Raw genomic sequence first — 16463 nt, forward strand, 5'->3', positions numbered from 1 at the left:
AAAAACTAGCAGCCGACGCGGCGGATCCCGGCCGCCATCACCAGAACCGGGCCAGGGCACTGGCCTTGAACGGCTGCGGCGACACGCTCATGTCCCCCGCGAAGGGGCAGTCCAGGACGATGACGAGCAGCAGGCTGAAGCCGATCAGCGCCGCAACCGACCCGACGAACAGCAGCCGCCCCCGCCGGTCCCGCACCCCGTACAGCAGGGTGATCAGGATGATCACCGCCGCTCCGCCGAAGATGAGCACCTGGAGCAGGGCCGGCACGGCGTCGCGGGTGGCGGGAGGGAACGCCTCGGCGTCACGGACGATCTGCGAGACCGCGCTCGCCTCGGCGGCGACGACCGTCTCGGCGGTCTGGAGGTCCGTCCACAGGTTCACGATGACGAAGGCCAGGATGATCCCGTAGATCGCCCCGAACATCCCGAGGACGACACCGACCATGTCGTTGTTCTCACCGGCCGCCAGCACCGGGAAGAACCGCGTGGCCAGCACGCTGCCGACGAGGGCCAGCACGATGACCCCGCCGACCACCAGCAGGGCGAGCCAGGTGGTCGGCAGGTGGTTGAGCAGCCAGAGCTTCACCGTGTTCAGGCGTCGGGTTCCGTCTCGGCGACCCTGATCTCGAACTCCGTCCGGTTGTTGCTCGGGTTCCGGTCGTCGGGGCTGGACACCGAGTACGAGCCCCTGATCGTCTGCCCCGCCCTCAGATCCGGGTCCAGGCGGATCGGAACCTGGGCGGTGGCACTGCGCTTGCTCCCGAGCCCGGCCGGGAACTCGCAGAGCACACGGCGCTGGTTCGGGGACACCTGGCAGTCGTCGGGGAAGTAGGGCCCCTCGGGTTGCGTCCCGCGCGGAAGGTTGACCGTGATGGTCATCGGGGAGGCGGTCCTGTCCGGGCCGAGGTTGGAGACGAACGCATGGACCGTGACGACGCCGCCGGGCTGCGTGTCTTCCGGGTCGATGCGGACGACCGCCAGGTCCGAGTTGGACACCGCCGCCGGGGCCTGCTGCGGCACCGCCCAGGCCGGGCCGGCGACCAGCACCGTCGCCACTCCCACCATCACCGCGGCCCTGCGAGCGCTCGTGATCATTCACCACACCTTTCACATGACGGGCTGTACGCCTGCCATGGTGCGAGGCTTCCGTGGATATGGGTCCCGGTTCGTCGTTGTAACACCCATTTATCACTCTTCTGCGTGGAATTCGGCCCAGACGACTTTCCCGGGCGACCGGGGCAGCACCCCCCACAGGTCGGAGACGCCCTCGACGATCCGCAGCCCGTTGCCGTGCGGCCGTCCGAGGATCCGCGACCGCCCGGGCCCGCTGTCGTGCACCTCTACGCGCACGCAGCAGCCGAAGTTGAGGAGCCGCAGGCGGTAGGCGCGGCCGCGCGGGACGCCGTGGCGGAGGGCGTTGGTGGCCAGCTCGCTGACGCAGAGCACGATGTCCGCCTGGCGGGCCGTGACGTCCCAGGCGGTGAGGGTGTCCCGGGCGAACGCCCGTGCCGCCGCGACCGTTTGGTAGGACCGGGGGAACAACCGCTCACGCATGAGGCCGGGTTGAGTATTTAGGTTCACGGGACGATGGTGGCGGTGCGTGACTAGCCTGATGCAGTGTGTCGACCCGTACTCCGTGATGAGTACGGGTCGGCACGGGGTAATACACATGCTCAGGTGGGGAGTCCGCTGTCATGCCACCGAAGAAGCGCCTGCGGCCCAATGCGACGTCAATGAAGATGGTCGGCAAGATGGTGGCCGCTGCCAGGATCGCCAAGAATTTGACGCAGAGGCAGCTTGCTGCGCTGGTCCAGCTCGATGAGGAGACCATCGGCTCCATCGAGCAAGGCCGACGGGCCCTGATGCCTCATATCGCCGAGCTACTGGACCAGCACCTGAGTCTGCCCGGGCTGCTGGTCGTGGCTGCTCAGGAGATGCCCGCAGTGGACGTGACCCCACCGTGGGCCGAGGAGTACATGGACCACGAGCGCACGGCGATCACCCTGTCCTGGTACGACAACCAGGTCGTACCAGGCCTGCTCCAGACCGAGGACTATGCCCGGGCGGTCTTCAGGTGCCGTGTGCCGGCCCATCCGGAGAGCGAGATCGAGGCTCTGACTGCCAAGCGCCTGTCGCGGCAGGAAATACTGCACCGCAGCACCCCACCGACGATGAGCTTCGTGATCTGGGAGCCCAGCGTTCGCCACCGCATCGGCGGCACGGAGGTGTACGAAAACCTCCTGCACCACCTCATCGCCTGCACGGAACTCCCGGACATTTCCATCCAGGTGATGCCGCTGGAGCAGCCGGTCCACGCGGGTCTCAACGGTCCCTTCACGCTCCTGGAAACCCCCGACCACCAGCACTTTGGCTACACGGAGAGCCAGCGCGGAAGTCGTCTCATCTCCGACCTGGATGAGGTCAGCATCCTCGCGCGGAAGTATGCAATGCTGCGAACCCAGGCCCTCAACACCGAGCAGACGCGAGGCCTGTTGGACCGCTTGCTAGGAGAGCTATGAGCACCACACTGGAGTGGTTCAAGTCCAGCTACAGCGGAGACGAAGGCGGCCAGTGCCTGGAAGTGGCCTTCAACTGGCGGAAGTCCAGCTACAGCGGAAGCAACGGCGGCAACTGCGTCGAGGTCGCCACCACCCCCGCCACCGTCCACGTCCGGGACTCCAAGGTCGAGGACGGCCCCGTCCTCGACCTCGGGCCCGCCAGCTGGGCGGCGCTCACCGGCTGGGTCAGCGCGTGATCGGGTAGGACGTGCGTCCCGACGCCCCGTCGATCTCGTCGTGCGCCTTGGTCAGCAACTGCTCCTTCAGATCGTTGAGCGCGCGCGCCGCCGCGAGCTCCTCGCCCACCCGGGGCTGATTAGCGTCGCTCGGGTGACGGCTGGCGTAGCCGTGCGAGCGCAGCTCGCTCCCGTCCGGCAGGCGGACGAGGGCGGCGGCGCGGGTGCGTTCACTGTCTTCATCGAACTTCACGTCGACATGCCATCCGACGGCATCCTTCATGACGATCACCTCCGTGGCCGCTGCTTTCCAGCGTGCACCCGTACGCGGCTACGCGCTCGGTGGGGCCTCGCGCTCAGCGATCAGGCCCGCCAGGCCGTCGAGGATGCGGTCCAGGCCGAAGCGGAACTGGAAGTCGGGCTCGCCCGAGCCGGCGAAGGCGCCCGAGGACAGCAGGCGGGTCAGGGCGGGGTGGGTGTCCGGGGCGGTGAGCAGGTTCAACGTCTTCACGTAGCGGCCAATGACCTGGTCGGGGGCGACGCCGCCCTTGAGGATCGCGTCCATCATGTCGGCGGCCATCGTCGCCTCGTTCCGTACGAGGCCCCCGATCAGGATGATCGCCGACAGCTTCTCGCCCTCCTCCAGGGCCGTGCCCGCCATGGCGGCGAGGCCGCGTTCCATCCAGGCCAGCTGGTTCGGTGAGGCCGGCGGGGCCGTGAGCGGGATGCGCAGGATCCACGGCTTCGTCATCAGCAGGGTGCGCTGCGCGTACGCCCAGTCTGTCAGGAGCTCGCGCCAGCCGCGTACCCCCTCGCCCTCCGGAGGATCCGGCGGGGTGCCGACTCCCGCCTCGGACATCAGGATGTACAGCTCCTCCTTCGCCGTGACGTAGCGGTAGAGGGACATCGTCGAGACGCCCAGCTCCTTGGCCACCCGACCCATGGAGACGGCGTCCATGCCCTCTCCGGCGGCCAGGGCGACGGCCGCGTCGACGATCTTCGCCAGGGTGAGGGTGGGGCGGGGTCCCTTGCCGGGGCGTTCGCGCAGGCCCCAGGCCATCTGCAGGCTCACCGGGAGCCCGGTTTCATCCGGTTCGTCCTTCGCCACGGCCACCCCTCCCCTCTCGTCTCGTTGACCCACATCCTAGTTCTGTGTATTACTTACACAGAAGCGCGTAGCCCATACGCAGAAGGGACGACCCGTGAACGACCACGCCCTGTACGCCCGTGCCCTGACCAAGTCCTACGGCGGCACCCGCGTCCTCGACGGCCTCGACCTGGCCGTCCCCCGCGGCTCCGTCCTCGCCCTCCTCGGCCCCAACGGGGCGGGCAAGACCACCACCGTCCGCATCCTCGCCACCCTCACCGCACCCGACTCGGGGACCGCGCGCGTCGCCGGGCACGACATCGCCGGCGCCCGGGCCCTCGTACGCGAACGGATCGCGCTCACCGGGCAGTTCGCCGCCCTCGACGACCTCCAGACCGGCGCCGAGACCCTCCGCATGACCGGCCGGCTCACCGGGCTCTCCGCCCGCGACGCCCGCGACCGGGCCGCCGAGCTCCTGGAGCGCTTCGGCCTGACCGAGGTCGCGGGCACGCTCACCAAGACCTACTCCGGCGGGATACGGCGCCGCCTGGACCTCGCCGCCAGCCTCGTCGGCCGGCCCGAGGTGCTCTTCCTGGACGAGCCCACCACCGGACTCGACCCGCGCAGCCGCCTCGAACTCTGGGACGTCGTACGGGAGATGCGCGCCGACGGCACCACCGTCCTGCTCACCACCCAGTACCTGGAGGAGGCCGACCGGCTCGCCGACCGCGTCACCGTCCTCGACGCGGGGCGGATCGCCGCCGAGGGCACCCCCGCCGAGCTGAAGACGAGGGTCGCCGGGCACCGCCTCGACCTCACCCTCACCAGCCGCCGCGCCTACGAGGCCCTCGCCGCCCGCGCCGTGCACCACGCCCCCGACGAGCTGACCCTCGGCCTCTCCACCGACGGCTCCGCCGCCCACGTGCGGGCCCTGCTCGACGAACTCGACCCCGACCGGACCGCCGTCGGCCGCTTCACCGTGCGCAGCACGAGCCTCGACGACGTCTTCCTCGCCCTGACGGGAGCCTCCCGATGACCGCCACCGCCCTCACCATGGCCGGGCGCAGCCTGCGCATCAGCCGGCGCAGCCCGGACGCGCTGATCGCTGCCCTGATGCTGCCGGTCATGCTGATGCTGATCTTCGTCTACTTCTTCGGCGGGGCCATCGACACCGGCACCGAGTACGTGACCTACGTGGTCCCGGGGGCCATGCTGCTGTGCGCCGGCTTCGGTGCGGCGAGCACCGCCGTGAGCGTGGCCGACGACATGAGCAAGGGCATCGTCGACCGCCTGCGCTCCCTCGACGTCGGGGGCGTGGCCGTCCTCGCCGGGCACGTCGCCGCCTCGGTCGTACGCAACCTGCTCTCCACCACCCTGGTGCTGCTGGTCGCCCTCGCCATCGGCTTCCGGCCCTCCGGCGGGCCGCTCGCCCTGCTCGCCGCCGCCGGGCTGCTCGTCGCGTACATCACCGCGATCTCCTGGCTCGCCGCGGCGCTGGGGCTGCTCGCCAAGTCCCCCGAGGCGGCAGGCGGGTTCACCTTCCTGATGATGTTCCTGCCCTACCCCTCCAGCGCCTTCGTCCCGATCGACACCATGCCGTCCTGGCTGCACGGCTTCGCCGGACACCAGCCGCTGACCCCGGTCATCGAATCGCTGCGGGCCCTGCTGCTGGACCAGCCCGCCGGCAGCACCCCGTGGACGGCCCTCGCCTGGTGCGCGGGGATCACCGCCCTGGCGCTCACCCTCGCGGCGGCCCTGTTCCGCCACCGCACCCGCTGAACACGCCCGGGGGCCCGCGCCGGATCACCCGGCACGGGCCCCTTCGCGGCGGACCGGAGCGGTCAGCGGGTCAGCGGGTACGAGTGCTTGCCCGAGACCTCGTCGATCTCCGTGTGCGCCTTCTGCAGGAGCTGCGACGCGAGGTCCATCAGCGCCCGCGCGCCCGCGATCTCCTCCCCGACCCGCAACTGCTCCGGGTCGGAGGGATGGCGCATGGCGTAGCCGCGCGCCCTCATCTCGCAGCCGTCACCGAGCCTGAGCATGGCCGCCGCACCCGTGCGGTGACCGTCCTCGTCGAACTCCAGCTCCACGTGCCACCCGGCGAGCGTGGCCATGCGGGATCACCTCCACGGTCGGACTACCCCTCCAGGGTGCGCCCGCCCCGCCCGGCCCGCACCCGCGCGTCAGCGCTCGGCGCGGAGCCAGCCCGCGACCTCGGTCGCCCAGTACGTCAGGATCGTGTCCGCGCCCGCCCGCTTGATGCCGAGGAGGGTCTCCATGATCGCCCGGTCGCGCTCGATCCAGCCCTTCTCCGCGGCCGCCTCGACCATCGCGTACTCGCCGCTGATCTGGTACGCCGCCACCGGCACGTCCACGGCCTCGGCGACCCGGTGCAGGATGTCCAGGTAGGGGCCGGCCGGCTTCACCATGACCATGTCGGCGCCCTCCTCCAGGTCCAGCGCCAGCTCCCGCAGCGACTCGCGGGCGTTCGCCGGGTCCTGCTGGTACGTCTTGCGGTCGCCCTGGAGGGAGGAGGCGACGGCCTCGCGGAAGGGCCCGTAGAAGGCGGAGGAGTACTTCGCCGTGTAGGCCAGGACCGCCACGTCCTCGTGGCCCGTCTCGTCCAGCGCATCACGGATCACGCCGACCTGGCCGTCCATCATCCCGCTCGGACCCACCACGTGGACGCCCGCGTCGGCCTGGACCTGCGCCATCTCCGCGTACCGCTCCAGCGTCGCGTCGTTGTCGACGCGGCCGTGCTCGTCCAGGACCCCGCAGTGGCCGTGGTCGGTGTACTCGTCCAGGCACAGGTCCGACATGATCACCAGGTCGTCGCCGACCTCCGCCCTCACGTCGCGGATCGCGACCTGGAGGATGCCGTCCGGCTCCGTGCCCGCCGTACCCAGCGCGTCCTTGTTCTCGTCCGCCGGAACACCGAAGAGCATGATCCCCGCGACGCCCGCCTCGACCGCCTCCACGGCGGCCTTCCGCAGCGTGTCCCGGGTGTGCTGCACCACGCCCGGCATCGCCGAGATCGCCAGCGGCTCGCTGATTCCCTCACGCACGAACGCCGGAAGGATCAGGTCCGAGGGGTGCAGCCGGTACTCCGCGACCATCCGCCGCATCGCCGGGGTGGTGCGCAGCCGGCGGGGCCGCGAGCCGGGGAAGGATCCGTACGCGCTCATCTTCAGTCGCCTCTTCGAGCTTCGACAGCAGTCGCCCCCAGCCTAGAGGCCGTCCGCCGCCCGCCCGGGGACCGGCCCCGGAAACGCCGAAGGGGCCCGGGGCGTGCGCCGCACCCGGGCCCCTCCGGCCGCTAACCTCACGTCGCGCGACGCCGGCGCGCGCCCGGCCGCCGCTCGCTCGGGCGGGCCACCACCTCACCGGCCGCCTTGGCCGCCTCCCGGCGCGCCTCCCCGTACGCCGCCAGCGCCTCCGCCAGCTTGCCCACGCTCGGCTCCGGCGACAGCACGTCCACGCGCAGGCCGTGCTCCTCCGCCGTCTTGGCCGTCGCCGGCCCGATACAGGCGATGACGGTCACGTTGTGCGGCTTGCCGGCGATGCCGACCAGGGTTGCGGACGGTGCTCGACGACGTGAAGAGAACGGCGTCGAAACCGCCGCCCTTGATCGCCTCACGCGTGTCCGCCGGCGGCGGCGAAGCCCGCACGGTCCGGTACGCCGTGACGTCGTCGACCTCCCAGCCCAGCTCTATCAGCCCGGCCACCAGCGTCTCCGTGGCGATGTCGGCACGCGGCAGGAAGACGCGGTCGATCGGGTCGAAGACCGGGTCGTACGGCGGCCAGTCCTCCAGCAGCCCGGCGGCCGACTGCTCACCGCTCGGCACCAGGTCCGGCTTCACACCGAACTCCACCAGCGCCGCCGCCGTCTGCTCGCCCACCGCGGCGACCTTGATGCCCGCGAAGGCACGCGCGTCGAGCCCGTACTCCTCGAACTTCTCCCGCACCGCCTTGACGGCGTTCACCGAGGTGAAGGCGATCCACTCGTAGCGGCCCGTCACCAGGCCCTTGACCGCCCGCTCCATCTGCTGCGGGGTGCGCGGCGGCTCCACCGCGATGGTCGGCACCTCGTGCGGCACCGCACCGTACGAACGCAGCTGGTCGGAGAGCGAAGCGGCCTGCTCCTTCGTACGCGGTACGAGGACCCGCCAGCCGAACAGCGGCTTCGACTCGAACCAGGCCAGCTCCTCGCGCCGCGCCGCGGCACCCTGCTCACCGACCACGGCTATGACCGGCCGCGAACCCTCGGGCGAGGGGAGCACCTTGCCCTGCTTGAACACCTGGGCGATCGTGCCCAGCGTCGCGCTCCAGGTCCGCTGCCGGGTCGTCGTACCGCCCACGGTCACCGTCAGCGGCGTCTCCGGCTTGCGGCCGGCCGCCACCAGCTCGGCGGCCGCGCCGGCAACCGTCTCCAGCGTCGCGGACACCACGACACCGCAGTCGCTCGTGCCGACCTCGCTCCAGCAGCGCGCCGAGGCGTGCCGGGCGTCCACGAACCGCACGTCCGCGCCCTGCTCCCCGCGCAGCGGAACACCCGCGTACGCGGGCACGCCGACGGCGGTCGCCACACCGGGCACCACCTCGAACGGGATCCCCTGGTGGGCGCAGGCGAGCATCTCCTCGGCCGCGTTCCCCTCCAGTCCGGGGTCGCCCGTCACCGCACGGACGACCCGCCTGCCGGAGCGCGCGGCCTCCATGACAAGATTGGCAACGTCCGCGGCGGTCGACGGAGTACGGATCGCCGGGACACCGGCGGCGACTGACATCTCGTCAGCGACCGTCAGCTGCGGCGTGTCGACGCCCGCCCGCGCATGGGTCCGTACGACCTCTAGCACCTCGGGCTCCGCGATCAGTACGTCCGCGGCAGCGAGCGCCTCCACGGCGCGCAGCGTCAGCAGACCCGGGTCGCCCGGACCCGCACCGAGGAAGGTGACGAGCCCGGGGGCGGCTACGCCCGCGAAGGGGGAGGTGGTGGGGCTTGAGGGGTTCAAAGGGATCGCTCCCCCATCAGACCGGCCGCGCCCTTGGCCAGCATCTCGTCCGCGAGTTCGCGGCCGAGCGCCATGGCCTCGTCGTACGACTGGGGCACGGGACCGGTGGTGGACAGCTGCACCAGCGTCGAACCGTCGAGGGTCCCGACGACACCACGCAGGCGCATTTCATTGACAATCTGCCCGTCGGCCAGAAGGTCGGCGAGCGCGCCCACGGGTGCGCTGCACCCGGCCTCCAGGGCGGCGAGGAGCGCACGCTCCGCGGTCACGGCGGCCCGCGTGTGCGGGTCGTCGAGCCGGCCGAGCGCGGAGATGAGGTCCGCGTCGGAGGCGAGGCACTCCACGGCCAGGGCACCCTGGCCGGGCGCGGGCAGGACGTTGTCGACCGACAGCAGGTCGGTCGCCTCGTCGGCCCGCCCGATCCGGTTCAGGCCGGCCGCGGCCAGCACGACCGCGTCGAGCTCGCCGGAGCGCACGAAACCGATCCGGGTGTCGACGTTGCCGCGGATCGCGACGGTCTCGACGGACTTGCCCAGGCTGCGGGCGTACGCGTTCAGCTGCGCCATGCGGCGCGGCGAACCGGTACCCACGCGGGCCCCGTCGGGCAGCTGCTCGAAGGTCAGGCCGTCGCGGGCCACCAGCGCGTCGCGCGGGTCCTCGCGCTTCGGCATGGCCGCGATGACCAGCTCGTCGGGCTGCGCCGTCGGCAGGTCCTTCAGCGAGTGCACGGCGAAGTCGACCTCGCCGCGCACCAGCGCGTCGCGCAGCGCCGTGACGAACACGCCGGTGCCGCCGATCTGCGCGAGGTTCTCGCGGGACACGTCACCGTAGGTCGTGATCTCCACGAGCTCGACGGGCCGGCCGGTGATCGCCCGTACCGCCTCGGCGACGTGCCCGGACTGGGACATGGCCAGCTTGCTGCGCCGCGTGCCGAGCCTGAGGGGCTGGTCGGGACGTGTGTTCATGATGCCCGTCCTGGGTCGTCGTTCTTCGGATCGGCCGCGTCCGCCCGGCTGACGGATGCCACCGTCTGAGGGTCGAGGTCGAAGAGTTCACGCAGCGCCTCCGCGTACCCGGCGCCGCCGGGCTCGCTCGCGAGCTGCTTGACGCGCACGGTCGGCGCGTGGAGGAGTTTGTCGACGACGCGGCGCACGGTCTGGGTGACCTCCGCGCGCTGCCGCTCGTCGAGATCCGGTACCCGCCCGTCGAGCCGTGCCACCTCCATGGCGACGACCTCGGCGGCCATCGCCCGCAGGGCGACGACGGTGGGCGTGATGTGCGCGGCCCGCTGCGCGGCGCCGAACGCGGCCACTTCCCCGGCCACGATCCCGCGCACGGCGTCGACGTCGGCGGCCATCGGCGCGTCCGCGGACGCCTCCGCGAGGCTCTCGATGTCGACGAGCCGCACGCCGGGCAGCCGGTGCACGGCGGCGTCGATGTCCCGGGGCATGGCCAGGTCCAGCAGCGCCAGCCGTACGGGAACGGCCCCGTCGGCCAGCGCCCGGGCCGCCCGGCGCGGCTGCCGCTGCGCGGCGGCCTCACCCTGATCGGCCCAGGCCCCGTGCAGTTCGAGCGACCCGGCGTCGACCCCGGCCAGCGCGGAGCGGCCGCCGCCGGCGGGCAGGGACCCGTCAGCCGGCGCGTCGAGCCCGACGGGACACCCGTCGCCCTCGACGGGCGCGGGCGCGGTGATCGTCCGCACGGCCCCCGCGTCGGCGATCCGCCGCCCGCTCTGCGCGGCAGCGGCAAGCCGGGCGACGACCTCGGCGTCAACGACGCCGTCGGCCACCGTCTGGGGCACGACTGCCGCGGCCACGGCCCCGGCACCCGCAGGGACGAGGCCCTCGGCCAGCGCCGGCCCGGAGGCCTGGGGCGCAGCCCCGCTATCCAGCCCCGCCGGCGTTTGAGGCGCGGGCGTCTGGGGGCGGAGCCTCCAGGAAGCGGGGTCCGGGGCGGAGCCTCGGGGAACGGTGGAAGTGGGGGTCCCCCCGGACGGAGTCTGGGGGAGGGTGGGGGACAGCCCAGCAGGGCTTTTTATGAGAAGCGAGGGCCGCCGTAACGTCGTCCCCGGTCAGCACCAGCCCGGTGGCCCCGGTACAGGACACGACCACGTCCACCCGCGCGAGCTCCCCCGCGACGGCGGACATCGGAACCGCCCGCGCGGCGACACCAGTGCCCGAGGCAACCAAAATCTCCGCAAGACGCTCCGCCCGCTCCGCGGTCCGGTTCGCCACGACCACCTCGGCGACACCCACCCGCGCGAGCGTCGCCGCCGCCAGCGAGGACATCGACCCGGCGCCGATCACCAGCGCCCGCTTCCCGGCGGCCCACTCCCCCACCGGCTGGTGCACCGCGAGCTGCTCCAGACCGAAGGTCACCAGTGACTGCCCGGCCCGGTCGATCCCGGTCTCCGAGTGCGCCCGCTTGCCGACCCGCAGCGCCTGCTGGAAGAGGTCGTTGATCAGCCGGCCCGCCGTGTGGAGCTCCTGCCCCAGCGCCAGCGCGTCCTTGATCTGGCCGAGGATCTGGCCCTCGCCGACGACCATCGAGTCCAGCCCGCACGCCACCGAGAACAGGTGGTGCACCGCCCGGTCCTCGTAGTGCACGTACAGGTAGGGGGTGAGCTCCTCCAGCGCGACCCCGCTGTGCTGGGCCAGCAGCGTGGACAGCTCGGCGACGCCCGCGTGGAACTTCTCCACGTCGGCGTAGAGCTCGATGCGGTTGCACGTGGCCAGCACGGTCGCCTCGGCCGCCGGCTCGGCGGCCAGGGTGTCGTGCAGCAGCTTGACCTTGGCGTCGGCGGACAGCGAGGCCCGCTCCAGCACGCTCACCGGCGCGCTGCGGTGGCTCAGGCCTACGACGAGCAGACTCATGCCGGCATCACCGCCGGCACGTCACCCTCGGGACCGGCCTTGCGCGCGGCGGCGGCCGCGGCGGCCCGTCCGGCCGGCGGCTCGACGGCGGCGACGGGCGCGGCGCCCGCGGCGGCGTCCCCGCCGGGCTCGGTGTCGGCGTCCACGTCCGCGCCGGCGCCGCCGGAGCCCTCGCCGGCCTTGCGCTGCTCGTGGAACGCCAGGATCTGGAGCTCGATGGACAGGTCGACCTTGCGCACGTCCACGCCCTCGGGCACGGACAGCACGGTCGGCGCGAAGTTCAGGATGGAGGTCACACCGGCGGCGATCAGCCGCTCGCTGACCTGCTGGGCCGCGCCCGCGGGCGTGGCGATGACGCCGATGGAGACGCCGTTCTCCTCGATGATCTTCTCCAGATCATCGGTGTGCTGCACGGGCATGCCGGCCACCGGCTTGCCGGCCATGGCCGGGTCGGCGTCGATCAGCGCGGCCACGCGGAAGCCGCGCGACGCGAAACCGCCGTAGTTGGCCAGGGCGGCGCCGAGGTTGCCGATGCCGACGATGACGACCGGCCAGTCCTGGGTGAGGCCGAGCTCGCGGGAGATCTGGTAGACGAGGTACTCGACGTCGTAGCCGACGCCGCGCGTGCCGTAGGAGCCGAGGTAGGAGAAGTCCTTGCGCAGCTTCGCGGAGTTGACTCCGGCGGCGGCCGCGAGCTCCTCGGAGGACACCGTGGGCACCGATCGCTCGGAGAGCGCGGTGAGTGCGCGCAAGTACAGCGGAAGCCGGGCGACAGTGGCCTCGGGAATACCTCGGCTGCGGGTCGCCGGTCGGTGAGTTCGGCCAGTTGCCACGATGCTCCTGCGGGATGAGCGGGGCTGCAGGCGGCCTCTTGTCCCAGGACCGCCCCGTCGAATGCAGGCTATGTCTTTGTGAACGCGTGCACAAAGATTGTGTCCGCTTTGTCCGAGCAAAGTGACCGGGGTCACGCGGGCTGGGCAGGTGGGGCCCGGGCCGGGAACGGGCCGAACCCGTTCAAATCCCGAGGGGGGCAAAACGGTACACACTCCTCACCGATACGCCCCCGAGTACCCATAAATCGCCCACGATGGTAACGGGCGAAACGGTCAGGTTCCCAATGCCCGACGCAGCCGGTCAGGGTTCACCCTCCAGAAGGTGTGCTGTTCACCGTCGACCAGCACCACCGGGATCTGCTCCCAGTGCAGCCGGTAGAGCTCCTCGTCCTGCGAGATGTCCTTCTTCTCCCACTGTGCGCCCGTCTCGGCGCAGACCTTCTCGATCACTTCCTGGGCGTCGTCACAGAGGTGGCACCCGGGCTTCCCGATGAGCGTCACCATCCGCTCTTCGGGACGCTTCTTTTCCTTACGGCGCAGCAAAGGGCTCATGCCGCCATTGTCCCGCGCCTGCCCGGCATGCCCGAAGAGTTAACCGCTCCGTTTCCCGGCGGTTCGGGAACTCCCGAACACAATGGCTATGCTCGCGTCATGGCCGCTCTGGGATGGCTCACCCCCCGTAGGCGCTCCGCGACGGCGCGGAGCGTGCTGGCAGGCGAGGCCTCGGCCGAGGCCGCCCGCAAGACCGCGCAGGCCGGCGCGCCACACGCCCCCGACGAGGCGGCCGGCGCACCGGAGACCGCGCCTGCGCCCGCACCCGGGGAAGCCGCCGGGGCCGACGCCCCCGACACCGCGGCCGCCGCCGGAGCCGCGGAGCCGGAGCCCGCCGAGCCGGAGTTCCCGGTCCACGGCGACGACCTCGCCGCCGCCTTCTTCGACCTCGACAACACCGTCATGCAGGGCGCCGCGATCTTCCACTTCGGCCGCGGCCTCTACAAGCGCGAGTTCTTCCGCCGCCGCGAACTGGCCCGCTTCGCCTGGCAGCAGGCCTGGTTCCGGCTCGCCGGGGTCGAGGACCCCGAGCACATGCAGGACGCGCGCGACAGCGCCCTGTCCATCGTCAAGGGCCACAAGGTCTCCGAACTCATGGCCATCGGCGAGGAGATCTACGACGAGTACATGGCGGAGCGGATCTGGCCGGGCACCCGCGCCCTGGCCCAGGCCCACCTCGACGCCGGCCAGAAGGTGTGGCTGGTGACCGCCGCCCCCGTCGAGACGGCCACGATCATCGCCCGCCGGCTCGGCCTGACCGGCGCCCTGGGCACCGTCGCCGAGTCCGTGGACGGGGTCTACACCGGGCGCCTGGTCGGCGAGCCGCTGCACGGCCCCGCGAAGGCGGAGGCGGTGCGCGCGCTGGCCGCCGCCGAGGACCTCGACCTCGAACGCTGCGCCGCGTACAGCGATTCGCACAACGACATCCCGATGCTGTCCCTGGTCGGACATCCGTACGCGATCAATCCCGACACAAAACTGCGCAAGCATGCCCGGGCCAACGACTGGCGGCTGCGCGACTATCGGACCGGCCGCAAGGCCGTGAAGGTCGGCGTCCCGGCCGCCGCCGGAGTCGGCGCCCTCGCGGGCGGCGCGGCCGCCGCCGTCGCCCTCCACCGGCGCCGCAAGTAGCAACGCCGGGCCCCCGCCCTCCCGCGGGCCGCCCGGCGGTCATTCGCTCCCCTCTACCCGCTACCGTCGGCGCGGCACTCCGGCCTGCCCGATTCGGTCGCGAGCCACCGTGGTAGCGTTCCATTCGGTGCATCCAAGCGATCAGGAATCGATCACCAACCAGGCCTGAATATGCCCTGGACACGCAACAGAAGTGTCGGAACCGGTGATTTAGGCAACTGGGTGTAGCGCTGCCTGTACGAAGCGTTATTCTCCTCAAACGCATGCCACCGCCCATCCGTCCCCACGACGGGTGAACGGTCCCGCACTGCACGTGATGGAAGCTCTGCCTCTGGGAGTCCCGTGTACCCACCTGTCGGGGTTGACGCCTCGGGCCTGGCTACGCTGCGCGCGACGGTCCTCGACCACCTGCGCGGCTTCGTCCCCACCGCGTACGCCGTCCCCGCCTTCGCCGCCGCGGTCCCTGCCGGCCTCGGCCCGGCCGGCCCCTGCTACGCCCTGACGGACGGCGGGGCGACCGTGGGCAGACGCGGTCGCGCGGGCTCCGCCGCCGCGGCCGGCACCAGCACGCCCACCGCCCGCCGCCCCACGGCGGACAGCGACCAGGCCCGCATGATGGACCTGGTCGAACGCGCCCAGGCCGGCGAGGCGGAGGCCTTCGGCCGCCTCTACGACCAGTACAGCGACACGGTGTACCGCTACATCTACTACCGCGTCGGCGGCAAGGCGACCGCGGAGGATCTCACCAGCGAGACCTTCCTGCGCGCGCTGCGCCGCATCTCCACCTTCACCTGGCAGGGCCGCGACTTCGGCGCCTGGCTGGTGACCATCGCCCGGAACCTGGTGGCGGACCACTTCAAGTCCAGCCGCTTCCGGCTGGAGGTCACCACCGGCGAGATGCTCGACGCCAACGAGGTGGAGCGCAGCCCCGAGGACTCCGTCCTGGAGTCCCTCTCCAACGCGGCCCTGCTCGAAGCCGTGCGGAAACTGAACCCCCAGCAGCAGGAGTGCGTCACCTTGCGCTTCCTCCAGGGCCTCTCGGTCGCCGAGACCGCCCGGGTGATGGGCAAGAACGAAGGGGCCATCAAGACGCTCCAGTACCGGGCGGTCCGCACCCTGGCCCGCCTGCTGCCGGACGACGCCCGCTGACCCGCTCCCGCACACAAGACGACCCCACTACCGGTGACCCCTCGATGACGCTGTGGTCCGATCATCCTTCGTCCGTAACCCAAGTGCCGCGCCGCTCGTTGTGCGGAATGCAGGCTCCCTGTGGACAAGCCCTGCCCGAAGCCGCTCACCCGAAAGTGTGGATGTGCTCAAGGAAGGCAACCTTCCGGACACCTTGGGGAGTCGATCGTCATGACGAGAGGAGGTGCCGCCAGTGATCGCGAACGTGACTCCGCACCGGCGGGCGAACGCCTTCGCCCAGGCCCTGGAGGATCGGACCCCGTCCGCTCTTTCGGAACCGGACCCGGCGGCCGAGCAGTCCGAGGCACCTGCCGAATCCGCCGACCACGACCGGTTGTTGGCCCTGGCGAGCGTGCTCGGCGAAATGCCGCGCCCGGTGCTGGACCCCGAGGTCAAAGTGGTGCAACGAGCACAGCTCGTCGCCGCCATGGAGGCCATGGTGAAGGAGGAGAGGGCCGGGGGCGGTGCCGCCGCGGACCCTCTGGTGCCCGAGCAGCGGACCGGCCGCGGCGCCCACCGGGCGACCTCGCTCCGGAAATTGCGGCCCCGCTCCCGCTGGTCCAAGGGCATCGCAGCGGGGGGCCTCACCGTGGGTGTGGCCGCAGGGGCCTTCAGCGGAGTGGCCGCTGCCAGCACCGACGCCCTGCCCGGTGATCCCCTCTACCCGGTCAAGCTGGGTATGGAGGACCTCAAGCTGGGCATGGCCGACGACGGCGCGGACCGGGGCGAGGTCTACCTCGACCGGGCCTCGAACCGCCTGTCGGAAGCGCGCCGGCTGATGGAACGCGGCCGCTCCGGACCTCTGGACCACGAGGTCCTCGGCGAGATCCGGCGGGCCCTGGCAGGCATGCAGCACGACGCTGCCGAGGGCCACCGGCTGCTCCAGGCGGCCTACAAGCGGGACGGCTCGCTCGGGCCGATCCAGACCCTGTCCTCGTTCTCCAACTCCCACCGCGACGCGTGGGGGCGGCTCCGGTCCAACCTGCCGCCGCAGCTGATGGACGTGGGCGACCAGGTGACCTCGGTCTTCCAGGCCATAGACGACGAGGTGGCGCC

Annotated in this window: 18 protein-coding genes and 2 pseudogenes; 7 read left to right on the forward strand and 13 right to left on the reverse strand. The window is 71.7% G+C overall.

Translation table 11 applies throughout. From position 1 onward, the window contains the following. Positions 1-37 precede the first annotated feature (37 nt). The 3 genes from SSNG_RS15340 to SSNG_RS15350 form a co-directional block, all read right to left on the reverse strand. Positions 38-586 carry a hypothetical protein gene (locus SSNG_RS15340; protein ID WP_007264755.1) on the reverse strand — a complete coding sequence of 183 codons (549 nt, stop codon included), beginning with the start codon at positions 584-586 and terminating at the stop codon, positions 38-40. Between the two features lie 5 nt (positions 587-591). After that, on the reverse strand, positions 592-1095 hold the full coding sequence (locus SSNG_RS15345; RefSeq protein WP_007264756.1) for a DUF11 domain-containing protein: 504 nt from the start codon (positions 1093-1095) through the stop codon (positions 592-594). A gap of 93 nt (positions 1096-1188) precedes the next feature. Further along, entirely contained in the window at positions 1189-1554 is a 366-nt protein-coding gene (locus SSNG_RS15350; RefSeq protein WP_007264757.1) for an ATP-binding protein, read from the reverse strand. Positions 1555-1694: 140 nt separating this feature from the next. Between SSNG_RS15350 and SSNG_RS15355 the strand changes: the two genes are divergently transcribed. Together SSNG_RS15355 and SSNG_RS15360 are read left to right on the forward strand one after the other, a co-directional pair. Further along, positions 1695-2519 (forward strand): helix-turn-helix transcriptional regulator, encoded by an 825-nt coding sequence (locus SSNG_RS15355; protein WP_007264758.1) that lies wholly within the window; start codon positions 1695-1697, stop codon positions 2517-2519. Continuing rightward, positions 2516-2755, forward strand: coding sequence for a DUF397 domain-containing protein (locus SSNG_RS15360; protein WP_007264759.1), 240 nt, complete (start codon positions 2516-2518; stop codon positions 2753-2755). Before SSNG_RS15355 ends, SSNG_RS15360 begins: the two co-directional genes overlap by 4 nt. On the opposite strand, the gene SSNG_RS15365 is transcribed toward SSNG_RS15360, so the two are convergent. Both SSNG_RS15365 and SSNG_RS15370 read right to left on the reverse strand, forming a co-directional pair. Further along, complete coding sequence (locus SSNG_RS15365; protein ID WP_042803571.1) at positions 2745-3017, reverse strand: DUF1876 domain-containing protein; 273 nt, start codon at positions 3015-3017, stop codon at positions 2745-2747. The two genes, SSNG_RS15360 and SSNG_RS15365, sit on opposite strands and share 11 nt — an antisense overlap. Before the next feature lie 48 nt (positions 3018-3065). After that, a complete protein-coding gene (locus tag SSNG_RS15370) occupies positions 3066-3842 on the reverse strand; it encodes a TetR/AcrR family transcriptional regulator (RefSeq protein WP_241695060.1) in 777 nt (258 codons plus the stop codon). Between the two features lie 94 nt (positions 3843-3936). Between SSNG_RS15370 and SSNG_RS15375 the strand changes: the two genes are divergently transcribed. Both SSNG_RS15375 and SSNG_RS15380 read left to right on the forward strand, forming a co-directional pair. Beyond that, positions 3937-4857, forward strand: coding sequence for a daunorubicin resistance protein DrrA family ABC transporter ATP-binding protein (locus tag SSNG_RS15375; RefSeq protein WP_007264762.1), 921 nt, complete (start codon positions 3937-3939; stop codon positions 4855-4857). Then, positions 4854-5600, forward strand: coding sequence for an ABC transporter permease (locus SSNG_RS15380; protein ID WP_007264763.1), 747 nt, complete (start codon positions 4854-4856; stop codon positions 5598-5600). Before SSNG_RS15375 ends, SSNG_RS15380 begins: the two co-directional genes overlap by 4 nt. 62 nt (positions 5601-5662) lie before the next feature. On the opposite strand, the gene SSNG_RS15385 is transcribed toward SSNG_RS15380, so the two are convergent. From SSNG_RS15385 to SSNG_RS15420, 8 genes and pseudogenes are all read right to left on the reverse strand, one after another. Continuing rightward, positions 5663-5935 (reverse strand): DUF1876 domain-containing protein, encoded by a 273-nt coding sequence (locus SSNG_RS15385; RefSeq protein WP_007264764.1) that lies wholly within the window; start codon positions 5933-5935, stop codon positions 5663-5665. Positions 5936-6004: 69 nt separating this feature from the next. Beyond that, positions 6005-7006 carry a porphobilinogen synthase gene (gene hemB / locus SSNG_RS15390; protein ID WP_007264765.1) on the reverse strand — a complete coding sequence of 334 codons (1002 nt, stop codon included), beginning with the start codon at positions 7004-7006 and terminating at the stop codon, positions 6005-6007. Between the two features lie 195 nt (positions 7007-7201). Continuing rightward, positions 7202-8830, reverse strand: coding sequence for a uroporphyrinogen-III synthase (locus tag SSNG_RS15395; RefSeq protein ID WP_007264766.1), 1629 nt, complete (start codon positions 8828-8830; stop codon positions 7202-7204). Continuing rightward, positions 8827-9795: a hydroxymethylbilane synthase gene (gene hemC, locus SSNG_RS15400; protein ID WP_007264767.1), complete on the reverse strand. Its 969-nt coding sequence runs from the start codon at positions 9793-9795 to the stop codon at positions 8827-8829. Before hemC ends, SSNG_RS15395 begins: the two co-directional genes overlap by 4 nt. Beyond that, positions 9792-10403 (reverse strand): annotated as a pseudogene (locus SSNG_RS45275) (glutamyl-tRNA reductase); the annotation flags it as partial. The gene hemC and the pseudogene SSNG_RS45275, both read right to left, overlap by 4 nt. Before the next feature lie 472 nt (positions 10404-10875). Further along, positions 10876-11703: pseudogene (gene hemA / locus SSNG_RS45280) on the reverse strand (glutamyl-tRNA reductase); the annotation flags it as partial. Then, positions 11700-12536, reverse strand: coding sequence for a redox-sensing transcriptional repressor Rex (locus SSNG_RS15415; protein WP_007264770.1), 837 nt, complete (start codon positions 12534-12536; stop codon positions 11700-11702). The pseudogene hemA and the gene SSNG_RS15415, both read right to left, overlap by 4 nt. A gap of 273 nt (positions 12537-12809) precedes the next feature. Further along, the gene (locus tag SSNG_RS15420; RefSeq protein ID WP_007264771.1) at positions 12810-13088 is read right to left on the reverse strand and encodes a glutaredoxin family protein; all 279 of its coding nucleotides are present in this window, start codon (positions 13086-13088) and stop codon (positions 12810-12812) included. Between the two features lie 99 nt (positions 13089-13187). Between SSNG_RS15420 and SSNG_RS15425 the strand changes: the two genes are divergently transcribed. From SSNG_RS15425 to SSNG_RS15435, 3 genes are all read left to right on the forward strand, one after another. Continuing rightward, entirely contained in the window at positions 13188-14219 is a 1032-nt protein-coding gene (locus SSNG_RS15425; protein WP_007264772.1) for an HAD-IB family hydrolase, read from the forward strand. Positions 14220-14561: 342 nt separating this feature from the next. Beyond that, complete coding sequence (locus SSNG_RS15430; protein WP_007264773.1) at positions 14562-15368, forward strand: ECF subfamily RNA polymerase sigma factor, BldN family; 807 nt, start codon at positions 14562-14564, stop codon at positions 15366-15368. A gap of 232 nt (positions 15369-15600) precedes the next feature. Beyond that, the coding region (locus SSNG_RS15435) for a DUF5667 domain-containing protein (RefSeq protein WP_042803573.1) at positions 15601-16463 on the forward strand (863 nt) is incomplete at its 3' end.

It is taken from the genome of Streptomyces sp. C (assembly GCF_000158895.1).
Taxonomy (GTDB): Bacteria; Actinomycetota; Actinomycetes; order Streptomycetales; family Streptomycetaceae; genus Streptomyces; species Streptomyces racemochromogenes.